22 protein-coding genes are annotated in these 20,359 nt (G+C 38.1%); 7 read left to right on the top strand and 15 right to left on the bottom strand.

Annotated features, from left to right (window positions below; all coding sequences use genetic code 11):
• Positions 1-3: 3 nt before the first annotated feature.
• Positions 4-1,557, bottom strand: a complete 1,554-nt coding sequence (locus tag PLANO_RS02075; RefSeq protein ID WP_038702558.1) for a GNAT family N-acetyltransferase — start codon at positions 1,555-1,557, stop codon at positions 4-6.
• A gap of 17 nt (positions 1,558-1,574) precedes the next feature.
• Positions 1,575-2,690, bottom strand: coding sequence for an NAD(P)/FAD-dependent oxidoreductase (locus tag PLANO_RS02070; RefSeq protein ID WP_038702556.1), 1,116 nt, complete (start codon positions 2,688-2,690; stop codon positions 1,575-1,577).
• Between the two features lie 263 nt (positions 2,691-2,953).
• Between PLANO_RS02070 and PLANO_RS02065 the strand changes: the two genes are divergently transcribed.
• The 4 genes from PLANO_RS02065 (at position 2,954) to cls (ending at position 7,494) form a co-directional block, all read left to right on the top strand.
• Positions 2,954-4,216: a glycosyltransferase gene (locus PLANO_RS02065; RefSeq protein ID WP_038702554.1), complete on the top strand. Its 1,263-nt coding sequence runs from the start codon at positions 2,954-2,956 to the stop codon at positions 4,214-4,216.
• Positions 4,161-4,880, top strand: coding sequence for an HAD-IIB family hydrolase (locus tag PLANO_RS02060; RefSeq protein WP_038702552.1), 720 nt, complete (start codon positions 4,161-4,163; stop codon positions 4,878-4,880). The genes PLANO_RS02065 and PLANO_RS02060 overlap by 56 nt, the downstream gene beginning before the upstream one ends.
• A 186-nt stretch (positions 4,881-5,066) precedes the next feature.
• Complete coding sequence (locus PLANO_RS02055; protein WP_038702550.1) at positions 5,067-5,897, top strand: squalene/phytoene synthase family protein; 831 nt, start codon at positions 5,067-5,069, stop codon at positions 5,895-5,897.
• A gap of 142 nt (positions 5,898-6,039) precedes the next feature.
• Positions 6,040-7,494, top strand: a complete 1,455-nt coding sequence (gene cls, locus PLANO_RS02050) for a cardiolipin synthase (protein ID WP_038702548.1) — start codon at positions 6,040-6,042, stop codon at positions 7,492-7,494.
• Positions 7,495-7,546: 52 nt separating this feature from the next.
• On the opposite strand, the gene PLANO_RS02045 is transcribed toward cls, so the two are convergent.
• The 5 genes from PLANO_RS02045 to PLANO_RS02025 form a co-directional block, all read right to left on the bottom strand.
• Positions 7,547-8,395 (bottom strand): M15 family metallopeptidase, encoded by an 849-nt coding sequence (locus PLANO_RS02045; protein WP_038702545.1) that lies wholly within the window; start codon positions 8,393-8,395, stop codon positions 7,547-7,549.
• A 402-nt stretch (positions 8,396-8,797) separates the two neighbouring features.
• A complete protein-coding gene (locus tag PLANO_RS02040) occupies positions 8,798-9,037 on the bottom strand; it encodes a hypothetical protein (RefSeq protein ID WP_231554771.1) in 240 nt (79 codons plus the stop codon).
• Positions 9,038-9,091: 54 nt separating this feature from the next.
• Positions 9,092-9,874, bottom strand: coding sequence for a membrane protein insertase YidC (gene yidC, locus PLANO_RS02035; protein WP_038702541.1), 783 nt, complete (start codon positions 9,872-9,874; stop codon positions 9,092-9,094).
• Positions 9,875-10,059: 185 nt separating this feature from the next.
• Positions 10,060-10,845, bottom strand: coding sequence for an AraC family transcriptional regulator (locus tag PLANO_RS02030; protein ID WP_038702540.1), 786 nt, complete (start codon positions 10,843-10,845; stop codon positions 10,060-10,062).
• A 316-nt stretch (positions 10,846-11,161) separates the two neighbouring features.
• Positions 11,162-12,058, bottom strand: a complete 897-nt coding sequence (locus PLANO_RS02025) for a diacylglycerol/lipid kinase family protein (protein ID WP_038702538.1) — start codon at positions 12,056-12,058, stop codon at positions 11,162-11,164.
• 107 nt (positions 12,059-12,165) lie between these two features.
• On the opposite strand from PLANO_RS02025, the gene PLANO_RS02020 reads away from it, so the two are divergent.
• Positions 12,166-13,293: an MFS transporter gene (locus PLANO_RS02020; protein WP_038702537.1), complete on the top strand. Its 1,128-nt coding sequence runs from the start codon at positions 12,166-12,168 to the stop codon at positions 13,291-13,293.
• Positions 13,294-13,332: 39 nt separating this feature from the next.
• Here PLANO_RS02020 and PLANO_RS02015 read toward each other — a convergent pair whose 3' ends face one another.
• Positions 13,333-13,719 carry a hypothetical protein gene (locus PLANO_RS02015; protein WP_038702535.1) on the bottom strand — a complete coding sequence of 129 codons (387 nt, stop codon included), beginning with the start codon at positions 13,717-13,719 and terminating at the stop codon, positions 13,333-13,335.
• A gap of 99 nt (positions 13,720-13,818) precedes the next feature.
• A complete protein-coding gene (locus tag PLANO_RS02010) occupies positions 13,819-14,265 on the bottom strand; it encodes a GNAT family N-acetyltransferase (protein ID WP_038702533.1) in 447 nt (148 codons plus the stop codon).
• Between the two features lie 96 nt (positions 14,266-14,361).
• On the opposite strand from PLANO_RS02010, the gene PLANO_RS02005 reads away from it, so the two are divergent.
• Complete coding sequence (locus PLANO_RS02005) at positions 14,362-14,853, top strand: GNAT family N-acetyltransferase (protein ID WP_038702531.1); 492 nt, start codon at positions 14,362-14,364, stop codon at positions 14,851-14,853.
• Positions 14,854-14,882: 29 nt separating this feature from the next.
• Here PLANO_RS02005 and PLANO_RS02000 read toward each other — a convergent pair whose 3' ends face one another.
• From PLANO_RS02000 to mntR, 5 genes are all read right to left on the bottom strand, one after another.
• Complete coding sequence (locus PLANO_RS02000; RefSeq protein WP_038702529.1) at positions 14,883-15,437, bottom strand: DUF4064 domain-containing protein; 555 nt, start codon at positions 15,435-15,437, stop codon at positions 14,883-14,885.
• 363 nt (positions 15,438-15,800) lie between these two features.
• Positions 15,801-16,082: a GNAT family N-acetyltransferase gene (locus tag PLANO_RS01995; RefSeq protein WP_038702527.1), complete on the bottom strand. Its 282-nt coding sequence runs from the start codon at positions 16,080-16,082 to the stop codon at positions 15,801-15,803.
• Between the two features lie 437 nt (positions 16,083-16,519).
• Positions 16,520-17,407: a DUF1002 domain-containing protein gene (locus PLANO_RS01990; RefSeq protein WP_156108878.1), complete on the bottom strand. Its 888-nt coding sequence runs from the start codon at positions 17,405-17,407 to the stop codon at positions 16,520-16,522.
• 53 nt (positions 17,408-17,460) lie between these two features.
• Positions 17,461-18,321, bottom strand: a complete 861-nt coding sequence (locus tag PLANO_RS01985; protein WP_038702523.1) for a CvfB family protein — start codon at positions 18,319-18,321, stop codon at positions 17,461-17,463.
• Between the two features lie 21 nt (positions 18,322-18,342).
• Positions 18,343-18,765, bottom strand: a complete 423-nt coding sequence (gene mntR, locus PLANO_RS01980; protein WP_038705339.1) for a transcriptional regulator MntR — start codon at positions 18,763-18,765, stop codon at positions 18,343-18,345.
• 175 nt (positions 18,766-18,940) lie between these two features.
• On the opposite strand from mntR, the gene PLANO_RS15940 reads away from it, so the two are divergent.
• Positions 18,941-19,096, top strand: coding sequence for a lmo0937 family membrane protein (locus PLANO_RS15940; RefSeq protein ID WP_156108877.1), 156 nt, complete (start codon positions 18,941-18,943; stop codon positions 19,094-19,096).
• A gap of 141 nt (positions 19,097-19,237) precedes the next feature.
• Here PLANO_RS15940 and PLANO_RS01975 read toward each other — a convergent pair whose 3' ends face one another.
• Positions 19,238-20,359, bottom strand: a complete 1,122-nt coding sequence (locus PLANO_RS01975) for a GNAT family N-acetyltransferase (RefSeq protein ID WP_038702521.1) — start codon at positions 20,357-20,359, stop codon at positions 19,238-19,240.

Here is a 20,359-nt window from a genome sequence, read left to right as displayed (position 1 = left end):
CCGTCACATTGAGTGGCGGGCTGCTTTTACGTGATAACGATAATAAACTTCATAAAATTCAAGGAAATGCTTCCAATCTTTTTCGAATTCTGGTTGAATACAAGAAACTTGAAACAATTCACGTGCCTTTAAATAGCCACTTGCTGAATGTAACTCAAAACCTGAAAGGTGAGCATCTTCAACTAGAAAACGAATATCTTCTTCTATTTTAAAAGTTCGAGCGGTTGGGTAACCAGCCGCTAAGATTGGCCAGTCTTCCGTATCTTTTTGCAATTTATGAACACGCTGACTTAGTAGTTCATAGCGGGCTGGATATGCCTTTAATGCCTGATGTAAACTTTCCAGCAAACTCGCAGCGAATGTAAACGGGACGCCTGTCGCATAAAGTCCAAGATCTAAATAGCTGGGCACATTATTGTCTGGCTCAATTTCATGATCAGCAAAGACAATGGCAACACCACTCAACGTGCCAAGCGCCTTGCCGCTTGTTGCAGTTGCAAGATAAACTCCTTCAAGCGAAAATGGCACAGCCCCAAAACTACTAATGGTATCCAAGCAAAGCTTTATGTCTCGTGCCTCGCAAATACCAGTTAGTTCAGCATAATTATTTAATTGACCTGTCGAAGTTTCGCCATGAACCATAAGTATCCAACGAAATTTTCCCGTTTCAAGCTGTTCTACTATTTTTTTAAAATCAAAAGCTTGGCCCCATGATTCTTCTATTACTTCATAATCTAAGTTAAGACGCTCTGCTTGTTGGGCTAACCGCCTGCCAAATTCACCGTTTACTAAAACTAAACCTTTTGTATTTAGACGCTTTATTTGCGCGAGCATTGCTTCATTGGCTAAAGTTCCGCTTCCTATCAGTAAATGAGGTTTCATCCCTGTCATGTCTTTAAGTAATTGATCTACTTCCTGCCGGATTTCCCGAAAAGCCGCTGATCGATGTGAAATAGGAGCTTCTTTAAAAGGAGCAGCGAGTTGATCAGTCAAAGCAACTGGTCCTGGAACAAACAGTCTGCGCCTTGCTTGCAACCTCGCAGCTACAGAATTCATGTATTGGCGACGCGTCGTAACCATCGGAATAAAAACAGCTTCTCCTGTGCCCATCGGTTCTGCAAATGCTCGAAACCCAAGCTGGCCATATAGTTTCATCTGACGTGTAGTGCCAGAAATTATAGCTGAATCAAAACCTTGCTCTAAACAAAAATCAGATAATGCTCGGGCTAAAAGAAAAAACACACGTCCGTTTCGGTGCGCTTTACGTATCGCCAATAACCGGATTTCACAAACTTTCCCCGCATTTGGCAATAACTCTTCAATATTCCCGATTTTCAAATCCAATGAAAATGGACGTTCTGAACGCAATGCTATCATCCCAACTACTTCCATTCCCGACAATACAATTAAATATGTATTTTGTTCATGAAACGGATCTACACGTGTGCCACTTTCATCAGCTTGGTGTTGAGGAATTTCTTCTACAAAAGTTTCATAGTTCAATCTCGCAATTTCAGCATATTCTGCTTTAGTTCGGGCGATTTTGCACCAATACATATTTCTACGCCTCCTTTTCAGCTCCTGAACGCATCTTCTACTTGGTAAAGACTCAAATCGATATCGACAGGTTCCCCGAGCGCAAGTTTTGCTAACTGTCCACCTAAGTATGGACCAGCAGTTAAACCTGAAGCCCCGAGTCCATTAGCCGCAAAGAAGTTCGGATATCCCGGAACTTGTCCAATAAACGGTAACGCACTCGTTGTAGCGGGACGGAAACCAGTTGCAGCACCAGTCATCTCTGTTTCACCGAGTCCAGGTGCGGCTTCTAAGGTTTTATCAAGAATATGATGAATTCCCGCTGCAGTCAGCTTGTCATCAAAACCTACTCCATTTTCATGCGTTGCGCCGGCAACAATCTTGCCATCCGCGAACGGAACAATATATTGACCATAAGGAACCATAGCAACAGGCCAGTCCCCTGTCGCTTGAGATTCAGCGTGCAAATGAAGAATTTGGGCTTTTTGCGGCACAATGTCTAAGTCCAATCCTAAAGGTTTGAATAAATCTGCTGCCCATGCGCCTCCTGTTGAAACAATTCGGTCTGCAATAATTTGTTTGCCAGCCACGGTTACTCCTACTACTTGTCCTTCTTCAACCAATAGCTCGGCATCTCCAATCATACGTTCTGCTCCAAGCTTTACCGCACCCGAAATTAACGCATCTCGAATGGCTTTCCCATCAACTCGAGCCGCTCCACTTACCCAAAGTGCGCCATACTCTTCTGTCGCATAAGGAAAAATTTCTCTTGTTTCCTCGGACGATAACCTTTTAATGTCACCCATTTCCGGAGCATCAACTCGTCGCTCATATGCTTTTTGTTCCATCTTATCTAATTTGCTGTCTTCGTGAATGCTAACTATGCCTACTTGTCTATAACCCGTATACTCTTCTCCTAAGGCCTCAAGCTCACGAATCAATTCCGGATAATATTTAGCTCCATTTTTCGCCAAATTGTACCAAGCTTTGTTTCTACGTTGAGAGATCCATGGACAAACAATGCCAGCTGCGGCTCCAGTTGCTTGTCCCTTATCGCCACGGTCTATCAAGACAACAGCTGCTCCAGCTTTCGCTGCGTGATAGGCAGCAGAAGCTCCTAAAATTCCTGAACCGATAATAATTAATGATTTCATGTGAACACCTAGTTTCCAAAAGTCTTGTTTCTTCATTCTAATCGAGTGTGCCGAGAGACTCAAACTAGATTTCTTTGTAAATGGGAAATTGTGGATTACATTTCGCGATTATAGGGTAAAGATACCTTACCGCTTTTTAAAGTTACTAAGATTCTCCATCAGCGAAAAAGAAACAATTTTCAAAATATCTGATTGGAAATTTCAAAATACGGGTAAACACTTATGATGACCTCTTTTAAAAAGAAAAAAGGAGCTGAGCTTTGATGAACAAGAAAGCATTATTTATATCGGATCATGGAGATCCTTTAGCTAAGCTCGGTGGTAAACAATCGGGCGGTCAAAACAATTATGTTAAACAATTAGCACTCGCATTAGAAGATAAAGGTTGGCAAGTTGATGTCGTCACTCATTGGTGCGATTCTTCAGCACCTCAAATAGAAACTTTCGGTACTACGTGCCGCGTTTTAAGATTAGAAGCTGGACATAAAGGGTTTGTTTCAAAAGATGAAATGTATGCTATGCTTCCATCATTTTACAAAGAAATGAAAATCGCGTTAAATTTAGCTTCTTATGACATCGTTCATACACATTATTGGCTATCCGGCTTAATCGGAAAAAAATTAAAAAGTGAATTTGGATTGCCCTATGTACACACAACCCATTCACTTGCTTGGGCAAAAGAACAAGCAACAGGCGTTCATGACCAACGCCGAATAAATGCAGAAAAAGCAATTTTGAAAAATACAGATCACGTATTGGCTACTACTAAGAATGAAAAACAGTTGATTGAATCTCACATTAACTCACCTTCGCCAATTCAAGTTGTACCAATTGGAGTAGATCAGGCTTTTAAAGTACGTGGTAACCGAACACATTTGCGCAAGAAATTCGGTTACGATAGCCCCCTGTTTGTTTTTGCTGGAAGACTAGAAGTTACGAAAGGCATTTTCACCTTATTAAAAGCCTTCAGATTATTAGTTGAAAAAAATAATTCTGCCGATACACCTTATTTGGTAATTGCAGGTGGAGATAGTGAAGACTTTGATTCCGATACTGGATTTCCGAAAGACGAAAAACTTCGTGAAGCCATTAAAGGCATCGAAAACCGAGTAGAGTTTTTAGGTCCTCAAAGCCAAGAAGAATTGGCTCTTTTGTTCAATTCGGCTACCGCTACAATTGTTCCTAGTTTCTATGAATCTTTTGGGATGGTTGCTGCTGAAGCGCAAGCATGTGGAAGTCCTGTAATCGCATCTAATATAGGCGGATTAAAAAATGTCGTCCAAAATGGCATTTCAGGACTTTTAGTTGAAACAAAAAACGAAATTGATTTAGCTATTGCAATGGATGTTTTATCAGCAAACGCATTGTTGACAGAGCGATTAAGTCGCCAAGCAGAAAAGATTGCTCGTAAAGACTTTAATTGGGATTCTATTTCTTCTCGCATCAATTCATTATATGAGGTGATTATTCATGCACGGAGTAACACACTTATTAGCAACAGATCTGGACGGAACACTCGTAGGTGATCCAGAAAGTTTGCAGGAACTACTCCATTTTTATAACAGGCAACTGTACAATGTGTCTTTAGTTTATATTACAGGCAGACATTATCAATCTGCTTTATCGCTTATCAATGAAGAAGATTTACCGATTCCTGATGTACTGATTACAGACGTCGGAACCGCTATTTATGTAGGAAAATCATTAGAAAAAGATTCAGTATGGTCGCAGCATTTAGAAAAATTATGGATGCCCGAAAAAATAAAGGCCATTGCTCGTCAAATTGCCGGTTTGGTTTCTCAAGAACTCCCAGTTACAAACCGTTGCTCTTATTATGCGACTGACTCTACTGTTGTAGAGAATTTCCGTATAGCACTTGATCAAGCGGGAGTTTCGTACAAATTAATTTATAGTGGCGGACGTGACGTTGATGTTCTTCCAGTAAACAGCGGGAAGGGAAAGGCACTCGAATACATCTTAAATACGCATCACTTGGATAATGTTAAACTACTGGTAGCCGGAGATTCTGGCAATGATGTTGAAATGCTAACGATGGGCTTTCCTTCTGTTATCGTTGGAAATGCACAGCCTGAACTGCTTGAACAACAAAGTCACCCTTCCATTTATCGGGCTACGAAATATTATGCCGGTGGAATTCATGAAGCATGGCGTCATTTTTATCCGGATTGACCTTGTCCCTTTAAACATTTCAATTTGTTTAAAGGGACTTTTTTTATACAAAGTTCTGGCTTTCGGGGTATTTGTTTGTTTTTTTATCTAGATGGTTTATATTTAGTAGGAAGCCATTTTATCATTAGACCTAGTATCATACATAAAATTATGGAACGCCAATACACATAACAGGAGGAAATTGAGATGAGCAAAGTTTCGAATTTACAAAAAGAGTCCTTAATCATGCTAAAAGAAACTAGCCGGACCTTTTTCATCCCAATCAGCTTTTTAGAACCTACTTTAAAGAAAACTGTCGGTTCGGCTTACCTTTGTATGCGAGCGATCGATGAAATTGAAGATCATCCAGAACTAGAGGATCAAGCTAAAATTAAATTGCTAAGCACGATTCAAAAAATGCTTGAAACAGATTTTGATGAGCAGGCTTATTTAGAACTTGTTACACCTTATAAAGAATTTTTGCCACCTGTTACAATGCGCTTAGCGGATTGGATCCATGTTTGTCCTGAAGAAATTAGAGGGAAAGTAATGGAATCTACTGCTATTATGGCTGGTGGAATGTCCAAGTGGGTAGAAAAAAATTGGGTTATTCGAACAAAAGAAGATCTTGATGAGTATACCTATTACGTAGCTGGCCTTGTAGGTACAATGCTTTCAGACATTTGGTATTGGCACGACGGTACAGTTACAGATCCGGATCACGCCATCGCTTTTGGTCGTGGACTGCAAGCAGTCAATATGCTACGAAATTATGATGAAGATTTTGAGCGCGGTGTCACTTTCGTACCAGAAGGTTGGACACGTGAAGATTTGTTCGACTATGCGAAAAACAATTTAGCAAAAGCAGACCTTTATATAAAACCCATTAAAAGCAAACGGATTTTGATGTTCTGTAAAGTTCCATTGGCATTAGCTCATAGCACGCTCAAAGCCTTGAAGTCAGGTAAAGAAAAGATGAGTCGAGTAGAAGTTGAAGGCATAGTAGAACAATTAAAAAAAGAAGAACGTTTAAGTTAACAGTCTCCAGCCTTATTTTAAGAGGCTGGAGTTTTTTGAATCGCTCAATTACAAGACCTTTATACAATTACAATTTCAACTAAACTGATTATTGTTAGGTAAGAACTTGTCCACCCACGAATTTTACGTTAGGAGAATTCCAATGACCGTTACTGTTCTCAGCTTTTTAACTGCATTTATTTTTATTTTGAACGTCCTTCTAGCTGCAGCGCTCGTATTTCTTGAAAGACGCGATGCTTCCACAACATGGGCATGGCTATTAGTCTTATTCTTCATCCCTATTTTCGGTTTCTTTATTTACTTGTTTTTGGGTAGAAGACTGCGCAAAAAGACGCTCTTCAAATGGGAAGGGAAAAAACGGGTTGGTATTGAGAGCTTGATTGCTCATCAGATGAACGAATTGCATGATGAGAACTTCGAATTTAAAGATCCAGATACAAAAGACTACGCCGATTTGATTTATCTTCACTTGCGGAATAACGGAGCTTTACTTACTGAAGATAACAGTGTTCAAATATTCAATGATGGACGCGAAAAATTCAATTCTCTATTAGAGGATATCGAAAAGGCAACCAACCATATTCACGTACAATACTATATTTTTCGTTTAGATGAACTGGGCACGCGTATTGTTGATGCGTTAACTGCTAAAGCTAAAGAAGGTGTCAGAGTACGTTTGCTGTATGATGATATGGGTTCTCGGCGTTTGAGAAAGCGTCATTTCAAAGAATTAGTGGCGGCTGGTGGCGAAGTAGAAACGTTCTTCCCATCTATTTTGCCTATAATTAATCCACGCTTAAACTACCGTAATCACCGTAAAATTGTTGTGATTGATGGAAAAGTCGGTTATCTCGGCGGCTTTAACGTAGGAAATGAATACATTGGATTAAGTCGCAAGTTTGGATATTGGAGAGATACCCATTTGCGCATCGAAGGTAGCGCACTTAATCCTTTACAGACGCGCTTTATCCGTGACTGGAATCAAGCATCTGCACGGCACGACATCGAGTACGATGAACTGTTCTTCCCTGCTAAACCCACTAAGGGGAACACTTCTATGCAAATTGTTTCTAGTGGTCCCGATGAAGATTGGGAACAGATTAAAGACGGATACGTTAAGCTTATAAACTCTGCAAAAGAATATGTTTATGTCCAAACTCCTTATTTCATACCGGATGCCACTTTTTATGATGCTATTCGTATTGCTGCATTATCTGGAATCGATGTTCGTATTATGATTCCAAATAAACCAGATCATCCGTTTGTTTACTGGGCTACCTACTCTTACGTTGGTCAAATGTTAAGAGCAGGCGCACGCGTCTTTACTTATGAAAATGGCTTTTTACACACTAAAATGATTGTAACGGACAATAAAGCATCTACTGTTGGTACCGCTAATATTGATGTAAGAAGCTTCAAATTAAACTTTGAAGTAAATGCGTTTATTTACGACCAAAAAATATCAACAGACCTCGCGGAACTTTTCCACCAAGATATGAAACTTTCAACTGAATTAACGTATGAAATGTACTTACACCGGACAAGTTGGATTAAGACAAAAGAATCCATCGCCCGCTTGTTGGCTCCAATTTTATAATTTTAACCATAGAAAAAGCGTCTTCGTGATTTTTACGAAGACGCTTTTGTGTTTAATTAACTCCTAAATATTCTTCTAGTGTAATGCCTTTTTCATAAACTTGCGTAGCAACTTCTTTTCCGACATACCGAAAATGCCAAGATTCATACATATAACCTGTGATTTTTTCTTTTCCTTCAGGATAACGAAGAATAAAACCATATTTATGAGCGTTAGCTGCTAACCACTTGCCGCCTTCAGTATCGCCAAAAGAGGCAGACGCCCAATGCTGTTCTTTTCCTGATTCGCCAATATCAAATGACAAACCGGTTTGATGCTCAGAGTATCCTGGACGCGCACTATAACGATCTGCTGCTTGTTGGCCATCTTTCGCTACGTAACTTTCGTATAGCTGCTTTTGTCGTGCGAAATCACGATACGTACTAAATGCCTGCAAATTAATCCCATCATTTACTGCATCAGCTTTCATCGCTTCAAAAGCTGTACGGGCTTCTGGTACTTCTCCAGGTGCATATGTGTCTGGTAGCGGATGTTGTTTATTTGCCAATAGTATCCCCTTAATGATAAAAGGCTCTTTTGGTAATAGACTATTCTCTGGATAAACAGTAGCGTCTGTTACTTTTTCTTCAACCGGTTTTTCTGTTATCGGCTCTTCTTTTTTAGGTTCTTCTGTCACTTTATCAGATTCAGGCACCTCTGTAATTTGCTCTGTCGGTGTTTCCATGGCTGGCTCTTCAATTGTCACAGCCTCTATTAATGCGGTCATGCTTTGTTTAGCATCCCAGTCGTTAATATATAACCACAATGCTGCTAACGCTGCCATAATTGCTGTCATACCAATCACCATCCATTTTATATAAAACTTTTTATCTTTTTGTTTTAAGTGGTCTAAAAACTTCATAATAAGCCTTCCTTCTATTTAACATATTTCTTATTCTACCATTTCTACTATTGAAATTCTTCGTTAACCCATAACAACCCCTCTTAAAATCGGATTAAATTTTAATCTGTAGTTGAGAATTCCGAGGCTTTTATTACGTTTCTTTAAATGCGACATTACCCCTACATTATACCCTAGAAATAAATTTAATTTCATAAACTATATACCCCCATAAATACGATTTCTTTGCGAATAACTGTGTATAAACACCTAAGGAGTTGTCGATAGTGAACCAAATATCAGAAAATGACATTCAAACATTGATGAACCAATTAGATACATTACTTGAAGAACGTATGAAAGAAAAATATGAGTATACACAAAAAGCACAATCTCTATAAAAAAGAGATTGTGCTTTTACTTTTAAAACAGAATAGTTGCCAATACGACAAAGAATAATACACCAAAAGTAACTGACATCCCGAGCATCCATTTAGCTTCTCGGTGCATGCCTTGCGCTTTCATATGACGATAGCGAAAGCTATTTGTTAAAACGAATAGCACAGTCATAAACAGTACAGCTACCTCTAAATAGCCAAATATTAAACAAGTTAATGCGGTAATACTTAAAAGGGCTATTGCCACTCCTTGAACTAATTTCATATTCACGTAAACATCTCCCATAAAAGAAAGCCGGCAATAATTGCCGGCTCGCTATTATTCTTTTTTCTCTTCTACTGATTCAAGTGCTTTTTCTGGATGATTCGAATAGAATTTACGACCGATAAAGGTTTGAATGATCAAAAGGATCCCTCCGACTGTCCAGTACACGGGTAAAGCCGCCATCGATGTAAATGATATGAACATAATCATGATTGGTGAAATGTAGATAAACAATTTCATCTGCTTTTGTTGCTGTTCTGGCATCGTCCATAATGATACTTTTGCTTGGAAGAAGTAAACAGTACCGGCGATCAATGTCATGATGATATCCGGTGAACCTAGACTAAACCATAAAAATTCATGCGCTTGAACATCTGGTGAATGAAGAATGGCAAAGTACAGACCCATAATGATTGGCATTTGGATAACGACAGGCAAACATCCCATATTCAGCGGGTTTACTTCATGTTTTTTGTAAAGTCCCATCATTTCCTGTTGCAACTTCATTTGCTCTTCTTTGTCTTTTGTTTCTTTTAAACGTTTTTGAATGCCTTCCATTTCGGGACGCATTGCATCCATTTTGACTTTCATACCTTGCTGACGTTTATATGTACGCAGCATAAACGGCATTAATACCAAACGAATAATAATGGTAATAACCACAATGGCTAATCCGTAACTTCCGCCAAACAAGTCACCTAAATAATTCAATGACACATCGAACGGTTTGACAAAAACAGTATAAAACATACCTTCTTTGTTTTCTACTGCCGAACATCCACTTAACAAAACAACGGCTAATGCCATCATCATTAATAATGTAATTTTCTTTTTCAATTTAGTCACCTTCACCTTTTTTAGCTACTATGAAGTATAACGATAAGCAGAACAAAATTCAATCCGTGGAGAGAACACTAGCAAAAATTTTAATTTTTGTGACAAAATTACGGCACCTTAAAAACTTTCTCCTAGTAAAAAAAGCAAAAAGAAAAGGAGAATTTCTTCTCCTTTCCTTTTTGCTTTTATTTAGCGTTTGGTAATGTATAGCGGAAATACGGAATGTGCTGACTGTCCCTAAATTGCTTTGGTGTAACTTCAGTATACTTTTTAAAGATTCGCGTAAAATAACTTTGATTGCAGAAATGGAACTGCTTAGAAATTTCTGAAATACCTTTATCCGAGTGACGAAGATAATATTGCGACTCTTCTACACGGCGCACGTTCAAATATTCTACAAGCGTAATGCCCGCATGTTCCCTGAAAATACGTGACAAGTGACTTGTGGAAATATTGAAATGCTTAGCAATTTCTTCAACTGAAAGGTCACGTTCAACTTCGTCATTGATATAAATAACAACTTTATTGACGGTTTGATGGCCAAAAGAAGGTTGCTTCCGCTCAGATATGATCGACACAAAAAACTCAATCAATTCGTCTGCAACAAACATGAATTCTGAATCATTCATATGCTTATCTACTAGCTCTACACAAGCAGAATTAAAAGCAAATGCTTTTTTTGGCGGAACACGCATTTCATAAAGTTTTCGCGCCATGACAGAAGACAAGATGATGAAATAATTACGAATAGATCGAATAATGTCTTTTTCCGAGCGAAGGGAGAGCATATCGATTAATTCTCTTAATGTCTCTTTCGCACGCTCTTTTTCAAGATGATGAATCTCGTACATTAGCTGTGTTTCAATTTCAAAAAATTTATCCAACCCATCAATTTGGTTTAAATTTTCTGTTTCGTTCATAAATATTTTTGAAATGGTTTCTTGAATAGTTGGTGCAGTGATAATATTCATAATTTCCCCGTCTTTCTTTGTACAAGTTTTTCCTCATTATTTTAACTATATACTGAATTAAGTTGAAATAATAGAGTGAAACTGCTATTTTTGTATTTTTTTTATGTCATTTGCTCTATACATAATAAATTTTACATATGTCTTCAGTAATGTTTTAATACAAAATTTATACTATATAAGACGATTTCGATGGGAAAAGGTTTCATTATTACTTCATAAAACTTAATTTTAACAGGAAAGCCAAACAAACCTTAGTAAACTGTTCGCTTGCTTTCCCTCATTATGAAACACTATATTGAGTTAATAGAAAAATTTACTATTCGTCTTTTTCAGTTGGAATGAACGCACGAATATGACGTGGCAAAACATGAATCTCAAATGGTGTTGTGCATCCTTCATCACCGTCAATATTGCACGATAGAGGTTCATTTGTTTTTATTGAGACTTTGGTAGTCTTGATAACTTCAACTGCTGGATCATCTTTCAATTTTCCTCTAAGAACTGAAGTTGCTATTCGGACAAATCCAGGTAAAGCAGCATTTTCTACAATGTATAGATGAAGTAGCCCGTCATCTGTCAAAGCTTCAGGTGCTAGTTTTTCAAATCCACCTACCGAATTAGTCAATGCGACCAATATTAGTTTTGCTTCACCTGACCACGTACCATGGTCATGCTCGATTTCAAAATGAGTTTCAGCTTCAGAAGAAATCGCCTTTATCCCTTCAACAAAGTATGCCAAAGCTCCTAATTTGGTTTTTTGCTCTGGATCTACATCGTACGTAGATTCAGCGATATCTCCAATTGCGAGGATGTTCATAAAGTATTGTTCACCAACTTTAGCGATATCCACACGTTTTTCATGAGCTGTTTTAAGTGCTTCGATGGCTTCTGGTGGATCTAACGGAATTCCTAAAGCTCGTGCAAAATCATTAACTGTCCCAAGCGGAATTAATGAAAATAAAGGCTCATGTGACTGTTCCGCTATTCCTGATACAGCTTCATTAATTGTACCGTCTCCACCCATTGCTACAATAAAGTCATATTCTTTTTCACATGCTTCTGTTGCAAAATTTGTAGCATCTTTTTCTTTTTCTGTTTCTCTTGTATCCACATCGTACCCCATTGAGGTAAGTGTTTCTTCTACTTGCCCACGGTATTCAGAAGCTTGTTCTTTTCCCGAGGATGGATTTAATATAAACATGGCTTTTTTCATCATAAGACCTCCGATGGTATAATATAAATAACTGTAGCTGTCTTTCCCCTATACTGTGGGAAATAAACCCAAAAAACTGCATATTGTTTAGGAAAGTAGGAACTGCCTTGCGTATTCTCATCTATATTATAATCTTTTTTTCTTTCTTTGACTTGTTTGCTCAACTTCCAATTATAAGTCCTTACGCAGTATCTTTAGGTTCAAGTCCGTTTATCGCAGGATTAGCCGTAGGTATGTATTCGTTATCCAATACGTTTGGGAACATCATTTCTGGAATCTTCTCCGACCGAAGAGGTCCATTTGCCATTTTAGTTATCGGTTTATTATCTACAAGTGTAACTTTGTTTACTTACTCACTAATTGATGGACCTTATAGTTTATTGGCGGTGAGATTTCTTCATGGACTTGCAGCAGGATTAACTGTTCCTGCAGCTTTTACGTATTTAGCGAATCGAACGAAATCAGACAAACGAGGAAAAGAGTCTGCATTGTCCGGCGCTTTCATTGGTTTGGCAGCAATTCTTGGACCTGCTTATGGAGCCGTTTATACAAGTCGAAATAGTGTTCCAGAAACGATGTTTATAACTGGGATTTTGATTTTTTCTATTGGTATCGCTGCATTCTTAATTTTGCGTCGAACGCATATAATAAAAGAAAGTACGATTAAAACTCCCGCTTCTTTAACAGATATCTTGAAAAATACTGGTTTATTACGGTCCTTTTCAGGTGCATTTTTCTTGATGTTTTCTCAAGGAGTTTTAGCTTATATGCTCCCCCTTAAAGTTGAAGCAATTGGCTTAGATTCTCAACTCAGCGGCTTACTATTAAGCGCCTTTGGTATTTCGGCTATATTGGTATTCTTGCTTCCTGTCAATCGAATTTTTGACATTGTTAAACCGATATATACCTTAATCGCAGGCTTTTCTGTCATGGGTATTTCTTTATTTTATTTAAGTGCTGTGTCAACTGAACCTTTATTGTATATTGGCATGTGTACTTATGGAATAGGCTTTGCTTTATTATTTCCTTCAATCAACTCTATTTTGATCGATTCAACTAGCACTTCTTCGCGTGGTCGTTCTTACGGTTATTTTTACGCGTTTTTCTCCGCAGGTGTCGTTGTTGGTTCTGGTATTACTGGTGCTCTAGCATTGAACTCTAATCAAGGTTTTATGTTGAGTGGCTCTCTTTTGCTTTTTGCAGCCATTACAAACGGATTAACTTCCAGAAAATAAATAGCGATAAAAAAGGATGGTCAAAAGACCATCCTTTTTTTATAAGTTATCCGTATTTATTTTATTTTCAGGAGTTGCTGAATCAGTGTTTTCAGCCTTTTCTTTGCTAACGTCATTTGATGAAAGTTTTACATCATCTGATTCTTCCTTCTTTTGTTGTTGCTCATTGTAATATTGAATAGTTGTTGTTGCTCCACCTTCTGCAACCATATCCTCTTGAGGATCTACTGAATTGTCTGATGCTGCATCAACATTTGAACTTGTATTTCCTGACTTGTCTAGGTTTTGTGATTCCATATAAGAGTTCACCTTCACTTTCGCTTCATTGAAAGCTTTTGTAGCTTTCTCGCGATTTTTAGGATCTTTAAAATATGCATATGCTCCTGCAGCCAAACCTGCCATTAAGAGACCTCTTCCTCTTGCCATTTTGCAGCACTCCTTTTTCTGTTTTCATATTTGTTTAATACTAATGTTTACCCCTTTTTCACACCATTAATCTTTTTTTATATGTCAATCGTATTACATTTAACTGCGAACCCGTTCCATATCGATATGGGGAATACCGTCTTCATCATAACTTGCCGAAATTGGCTGAAAACCAAAGGATTGGTAAAATTCCTTCAAATAAACTTGTCCCTGCAATTTAATCGCGTCGGCACCCCATTCATTTGAAATATAATCGATGCTGCGCTCAAGCAATTCTTTTGCTAAGCCACGACCTCGAGCGTCTTCATGCACAATAACACGACCAATAGAAGGCACTTCATATTTGGCACCTGATGGCACTAATCGGGCATAAGCTATCAATTTACCGTTCTCGCTACAAAGAAGATGAATCGATTGCTGATCTAAACCATCAAGTTCTGGATAAGGACAGTTTTGCTCAACTACAAACACATCAACACGTAACTTAAGCACATCGTATAGTTTTCTACTACTCAAATCGTCAAATTGATAAATCTTCCAATCCATTGATAGAGCCTCCCCTTTAGAGTTACTTATTCTACATTAGTGGCTATTCACCTCTTTTTTTGGTATGATTGCATAAAGAATTTTAGAGGTGATTGCATGATTCGCACCGGTACATCCGCAGACATTACAGCTGTTCAGGAGATTGCCAAAATTAGTTGGAATGACACTTACGCTGGAATCATTCCCTCTACTGTCCAAGAAAGTTTTCTAGATAAATCATATTCTACTCCCATGATGGAGATGCGTTTAAAGAGAACGATTGTATTACTTGCAGAACATGAAGGAGAACCAGTTGGTTTCGCTAATTTCACAAAAGTTGATGAAGATGGCGACGCTGAACTGATTGCCATTTACATAAAACCCGAATTTCAACGTTCTGGTCATGGCAAACAATTATTCACTGCAGGCTTACGTCAGTTACTTAATGGCAATCAACTTTTTGTTTATGTTGAAAGCGAAAATATTAAAGGCCGTAACTTCTATGAAGCAAATGGCTTTAAGTTACTAGAAGAATTTGAAGAATTGTTTGAGGGGCATCCTTTGCAAACAACCAAATATGTTTACGATTTAAAAACCGCTACCTCATAGGTAGCGGTTTTTTGTGTGCACATGACTTTTTATAACGGACGATAAGGTGTGTCATTGTCTTTTTGTGTTGTAGTATCGTTATTGAATGAATCTTCTTTACGCTGAAATTCATCTTCTTGGTATTTAAAATCATCGTCACGCAAAGTTTGTGTCTGCTGCACTCGCGGTTTACGAACAAAACACATAATAGCAGCAACATAGAACAGTATAGAAGTTAATGATAATAGGCCTGCAAACAATCCTGCTAAGATAAAGAATACACCCGCTGTAGATGCATTTCCTTTTTTGCGAAGACTTATAATCGCGATAACGGCTAAAAGCGTACTTAATGCCAATAAAGCAATCACGACCCACCCTACTATTCCAAATCCGGAAGACATCACATTCATGATCATTTCTACTTCTTCAGGATTTGTTATGGTCGGATCTGCCATCATTTCTTCTTCCATATACTGTCGGAATTCCGGTGCATTCGAGTAACTTACCATTGCAAAACCCATTAATCCTATAAACAAAATATTAAAGACAATACCAATAATACCGAGAACTTTTTCACCAGCTCTATTTACGGTTTCTTGATGCATAACACTCACCTCTTCTTTTAATTTATTGTCATTACGTAATTAAATAAAGAAAGAATTCCACTCTTATTTGTTTTCCCCTAATAAAATTAATAAAACCTGTTTAAAAAGCGATTGAGCGGGTAATTTATAAATAACAAAGATTTGAAAGGGGTTCTAAAAAATGGAAAAAAACCTAATTTTTAGTCAAGCTGATTTTATGTATGGTGTTGGTGGAGCTTCAATTTTAACAGCTATCGTTTTCTTAATGACAAGCATTTAAAACGGAGGTTGCACATGAAAAACTACATAGTCGATTATTAGAAAAAGCAATCCACTCAACTAACAGCGGATTGCTTTTTATGTGTCTATATACTTAATAGAAGCTTATATCTTAATATCATCGTAATCGTTGTAGCGATCAAAAGCGGAAACTGCGTAAGAACAAACAGGTTCTATTTTATAGCTATGTTCACGAGCAAAGTTTGCTGTTTGGTCTAAAAGTTTTTTAGCCATTCCTTGATTGCGTAACGATTCATCGACAAAAGTATGCTCAACGACCATCACATCTGCCAACTGAGTCCACGCAATTTCCCCTTTCATAACACCTTTATCTTCAAGGCGATATGCAAATTCATCACTACCTAATTCTACTAATTTAAAATCCATTTCCAATTCCCCCTATTCTACGTAATACACATTGGATGCAACACGCTTTAACTCACATGCTTTTATGACGACTTTAAAACCATTCATCGACATTTCTCACACAATCTTTTATAGAAAAACTAAAATGCTTTTCTAAAATACATTTCGCTAGCAGACGACTCATTTCCTGTTAAAATGCCGAAAATTTCTGTTGTTGCCTTCTCGTAAATATTTTCTATTTATAACGGTAACACTCTAGCAGAAGTCATGATAAATGCTTGCAATTACTCCTGGCGTATAGATTCGGTAAACATTTCCCCATCTTTTAATCAAGTTTACACGGTTATCTCTATTTCAAGATTTTATCTTATATTATCACTGACTTTTGTTCTCCTCAAGAGATTAAACTTCTACAAAAAAACAGGCAATCCTCATAATACAAGGTTTGCCTGTTTTAATTAGTTGAACCAACCACTTACAGTGTCAGCTATGTTTTTAAAGAATTTTTTTACACTTGCCCAAAATCCTTCATCATTAACGATTGTTGTAATTTTGTCTTCAATCGTTTTACTCAAATCTTCTAGTTGTGTTGACCATTTTGAAAAATCGATATCAAGTTGACGAATACGATCCATCAAGTCCACTAATAACTGACGATCTTCCGGACTCAATTCGATCTGAAGTTTGCTTAATTGCTCTTCAACAATTTGTTCTACTTCTTCACGCGAAGCTGGATTTTTTTCAGCAATTTGTTTTTTGATTTCTGTTAACAATTCACTAACTTCGTCTTCTCCAACTCCACCTTCTGCAAGTTCCGTAGCAACCGTCAATTCATCATTTGCTACGTCTGTGCGTTCCGGGTCTAATGCTTCTCCGTTCACTTCGTAAGCTTTATAAATTCCAACAAGCGCTGAATGTCCTGTAACAGCTTTTGGTGCAGCCACTTCTACTGTTGCATTCTCAATACCCGCAGTCAGCATAGCATTGGCATACATTTCAGTTGTTACTTGCGTAATGTTTTCAGGTGTTACGATTTCAATGACCAAACCAGCGCCTTCATCTTTGCGTGTGATTTTAGCTGAAGAATACATACGTGCGCGAGAATCCCCGTCTTTAATGTATTTCACTAAATCTTGGCCTGTTACTTCAATTTCTTCTACATCAGCTTCTCCTGCAACATCTAAGCTCTTAGCAACTGAAGCTTTTTCATCAGCTGATAAATTGCCTCCATAAACTACAATTGGCACTCCGAATTTTTCATTAATGCCGACGTTTGCCGAACTATATGACGGTAATACAACAGATAGTGTAAACAGTAATGCTATAACTGTGATTATTTTTTTCAATTTAATTTGCCCCTTTCTTCAAATTAATACGAAATTAACTCGAAAAGGTTCCTTTACTTCGTCGACTTTGTCCAACCTTCTTCTTGGACGATTTGACGGTTTTTGTACAATTTTCCAAGTGCTCGTTTAAAAGCAGCCTTACTCATACCGAAAATTTCTAGGATTTCGTCTGGTGAAGATTTATCCGTAAACGGCATTTTTCCGCCTGACTCTTCTAAATAACGCATAATTTCTTCAGCATCGTCTAATAGACGCTCTTGTTTTCTAGGAAGTAAAGAACCATTCAATGTACCATCATCTTTCACGTCGATAATACGTACTGTTTTTTCTTCACCTAAACGCGGCTCTTCTTTACGCTCTGTTTCGTGAACAAAGATTCGGTGCATTCCTGGTACTGACAACATAAATGTACCAACTGGCAATAAACGATAAGCACGCGCTTGTACATTTTGATTGAAAAGAGTTTCTGGCGCCGGCTCCATCAATTCTAATACTTTTTCCTCTGTTGCTAAACGCCCGTATAAATCACCATGGCGATCTGTTCGAAGCGTCATAAAAATATGATCCCCTTGTTTTGGCCATAATTCTAAAATTTGTGGAAGATCTGCTGGTAATAAATAGACTTCGCGTGTTGTGCCAATATCAACTACCGCTCCCTCGCGCTGTGATACTTTTAAAACTTTTGCCCAGCCATACTCACTTGGCAAAATGTGCGGAATCATTGGCGTTGCAGAAACTCCGCCTTGGCGATTGCGATAAAGGAAAACTTCAATTTCTTCTCCAATTTCTTGTCCTTCTTCTATTTCTGATGCGTTCATCATTACTTCATCGCCTGAACCATCTGATAAAATCCATTGTGATGTTGAACGATCTTTTACTTGTAGTACCTCTTTTAACCCTGGGTGCAAAGCCATATTTAGTTCCTCCTATTGTCTTTAACTTTCTTTTCCTGCTACTTTCATCTGTTTAAGTTTTCCCGTAAAATCCGGGCTTTCTTCCAGTAGTTGGACCAAATCAGCAATTCGGTCGATTGAATTCCAGCTCAAATGATGTTCGATACCTTCAACATCTTCGTAAATCCGTTCTTCATCTACGCCGATTAACTGTAGAAACTGCTCCAGTAAGCCATGTCGCTCTAATAGCCGCTTGCCTAGCTTTTGGCCTTTTGGCGTCAACACAAGACCTCTGTAACGTTCGTATATTAAGTATCCGTCTTTATCTAGCTTCTGCACCATCTTAGTCACAGAAGAAGGCAACACGGATAAGGCCTCCGCGATATCTGATACACGCGCATAGCCTTTTTGCTCAATTAAAGAATATATGATTTCAATATGGTCTTCCATACTTGGAGTAGGCAACATTCTTTCCTCCCTCACTTAGCTATGTTTAGTTTACTATACCGCCATCATTGAAACAACTCGACTGAGTCTTGCTCCAAACAATCCGTTTTTTCAGAAAGGTTTAAGCTCATTATAGCTGGGGTAGTTATTGATATAAGCAACATAGTTATTAAAGAAAGGACAGGTGAAAAAAATGGCACGTATTCTATGGATTATTTTATCGGTTGTTATCGTAGTATGGCTTATCGGATTCTTAATGGACGTTGCAGGTGGACTTATACACATTCTTTTAGTTATTGCTGCAATCATTTTAGTTATCAACTTGGTTACCGGACGTAAAGGTTTATAACTATAGCGTGATGTATACATAAAGGGTTGACTCAAAGTCGTGAACACGACTTTCGGGTCAACCCTTTTTTGTAGTTAATTGTATAACAAGTAAAAGCAGAAAGGGCAATTAGTAAATTGCCCTTTCTGCTTTTTAATAGCGCTATTCTTCTCGAATTTTAGCATATACGCATGTATCACGTAGTTTGTTATCCACACGTGAAAGGCTATCGTTCCGCAAAATTCCTTCTAGTTCAAAATTTAAACGATTGGCCACAGCACGGCTCCGAACATTATCTGGATCGCAACGAATTTCTACACGGTTGGCTTCTAGCTCTTCAAATGCAAAGCGCGTAATCCGTTCGACCGCTTCTGAAACAAATCCTTTGCCTTCAAAGCGACTGTCTACCCAATACCCAATTTCAAATTTACGCACTTCCCAGTCGATTCGGTGAAGACCCGTTGAGCCGATAAATTGTCCAGTTTCTTTTAAAAAGAAATGCAAACGCAAATCCTTTCGTAATTTAAAGTTTGCTTCGGCTTCAATTAATGTGGCTTCTGTTTGTGCAAGATCCGGCTTTTGCTGTGCAAACTGTAACCACGGTCGAAACGACTCCAATGAATGCATAACTGCTTCATAATTGGCTTCTGCATCTTCTCTTCTTGGTGCTCGGATTAACAATCGTTCAGACTCAAATTCCTCGGGAAAGTTGAGTAAAACCGGATTGAATGGTGGCTTTTTCGCTTCAATTACAGCATCGTCCCATAGAACAGGCGTAGTAATTCCTGCTTGCCAATCTTCACGTGTCATACCGTAAATGACCGCATCGTAATATCGACTTTCCCTTGGCGAAAACCAAGCTTGCCGTAAATGAGCTTCTTTAACAAATCCGGTTCGCTCAAACGCTTTACGCATCGCAAAATTATCGTGACGTGTATTGCCTTCTAAACGAATTTTCTTTTCTGGTAGCGAAAAGACATAATCTGCAACCATTTTCAATGCTTTTGGACCGTATCCTTTATTGCGGTAGGGATCAGCAATTCTCAAATCAAACAAGGGAATGTCGTCTTGTAAGTCAAAAATTTGTACTAAGCCTACTTGTTTTTTATCTTCATTTTCAATCCAAAACGTTGTTACTTGGTCTGATTTATAGCCGCCTTCTTCAATTGTTTTTTCAATTAAAGCTCGGACCGGATGTTCATGACCATGGAATGGCCAAGAGTTCGTTGTCATAAAATGAATTAGCTGTTCCTGCTCTTCCATAGTCCACTCTGTTAATTTCAA

The sequence above is a fragment of the Planococcus sp. PAMC 21323 genome (assembly GCF_000785555.1).
In the GTDB taxonomy this organism is placed as follows: Bacteria; Bacillota; Bacilli; order Bacillales_A; family Planococcaceae; genus Planococcus.
The sequence above is the reverse complement of the archived record's forward strand: the minus strand, read 5'-3'. Positions and strand labels throughout refer to the sequence as shown.

Excerpts from the sequence above, each read along its gene's own strand:
- PLANO_RS02030 (WP_038702540.1), bottom strand. The coding sequence starts at position 10,845 with ATGAATATTATCACTGCACCAACTATTCAAGAAACCATTTCAAAAATA.
- PLANO_RS02065 (WP_038702554.1), top strand. The coding sequence starts at position 2,954 with ATGAACAAGAAAGCATTATTTATATCGGATCATGGAGATCCTTTAGCT.
- PLANO_RS15940 (WP_156108877.1), top strand. The coding sequence starts at position 18,941 with ATGGCACGTATTCTATGGATTATTTTATCGGTTGTTATCGTAGTATGG.
- PLANO_RS02000 (WP_038702529.1), bottom strand. The coding sequence starts at position 15,437 with ATGCATCAAGAAACCGTAAATAGAGCTGGTGAAAAAGTTCTCGGTATT.
- PLANO_RS02010 (WP_038702533.1), bottom strand. The coding sequence starts at position 14,265 with ATGGATTGGAAGATTTATCAATTTGACGATTTGAGTAGTAGAAAACTA.
- PLANO_RS02075 (WP_038702558.1), bottom strand. The coding sequence starts at position 1,557 with ATGTATTGGTGCAAAATCGCCCGAACTAAAGCAGAATATGCTGAAATT.
- cls (WP_038702548.1), top strand. The coding sequence starts at position 6,040 with ATGACCGTTACTGTTCTCAGCTTTTTAACTGCATTTATTTTTATTTTG.
- PLANO_RS02040 (WP_231554771.1), bottom strand. The coding sequence starts at position 9,037 with ATGAAATTAGTTCAAGGAGTGGCAATAGCCCTTTTAAGTATTACCGCA.
- PLANO_RS02045 (WP_038702545.1), bottom strand. The coding sequence starts at position 8,395 with ATGAAGTTTTTAGACCACTTAAAACAAAAAGATAAAAAGTTTTATATA.
- PLANO_RS02070 (WP_038702556.1), bottom strand. The coding sequence starts at position 2,690 with ATGAAATCATTAATTATTATCGGTTCAGGAATTTTAGGAGCTTCTGCT.
- PLANO_RS01995 (WP_038702527.1), bottom strand. The coding sequence starts at position 16,082 with ATGGATTTTAAATTAGTAGAATTAGGTAGTGATGAATTTGCATATCGC.
- PLANO_RS02025 (WP_038702538.1), bottom strand. The coding sequence starts at position 12,058 with ATGAAAAAAGCCATGTTTATATTAAATCCATCCTCGGGAAAAGAACAA.
- PLANO_RS02060 (WP_038702552.1), top strand. The coding sequence starts at position 4,161 with ATGCACGGAGTAACACACTTATTAGCAACAGATCTGGACGGAACACTC.
- PLANO_RS01985 (WP_038702523.1), bottom strand. The coding sequence starts at position 18,321 with ATGGCTTTGCACCCAGGGTTAAAAGAGGTACTACAAGTAAAAGATCGT.
- PLANO_RS02055 (WP_038702550.1), top strand. The coding sequence starts at position 5,067 with ATGAGCAAAGTTTCGAATTTACAAAAAGAGTCCTTAATCATGCTAAAA.
- PLANO_RS02015 (WP_038702535.1), bottom strand. The coding sequence starts at position 13,719 with ATGGCAAGAGGAAGAGGTCTCTTAATGGCAGGTTTGGCTGCAGGAGCA.
- PLANO_RS02005 (WP_038702531.1), top strand. The coding sequence starts at position 14,362 with ATGATTCGCACCGGTACATCCGCAGACATTACAGCTGTTCAGGAGATT.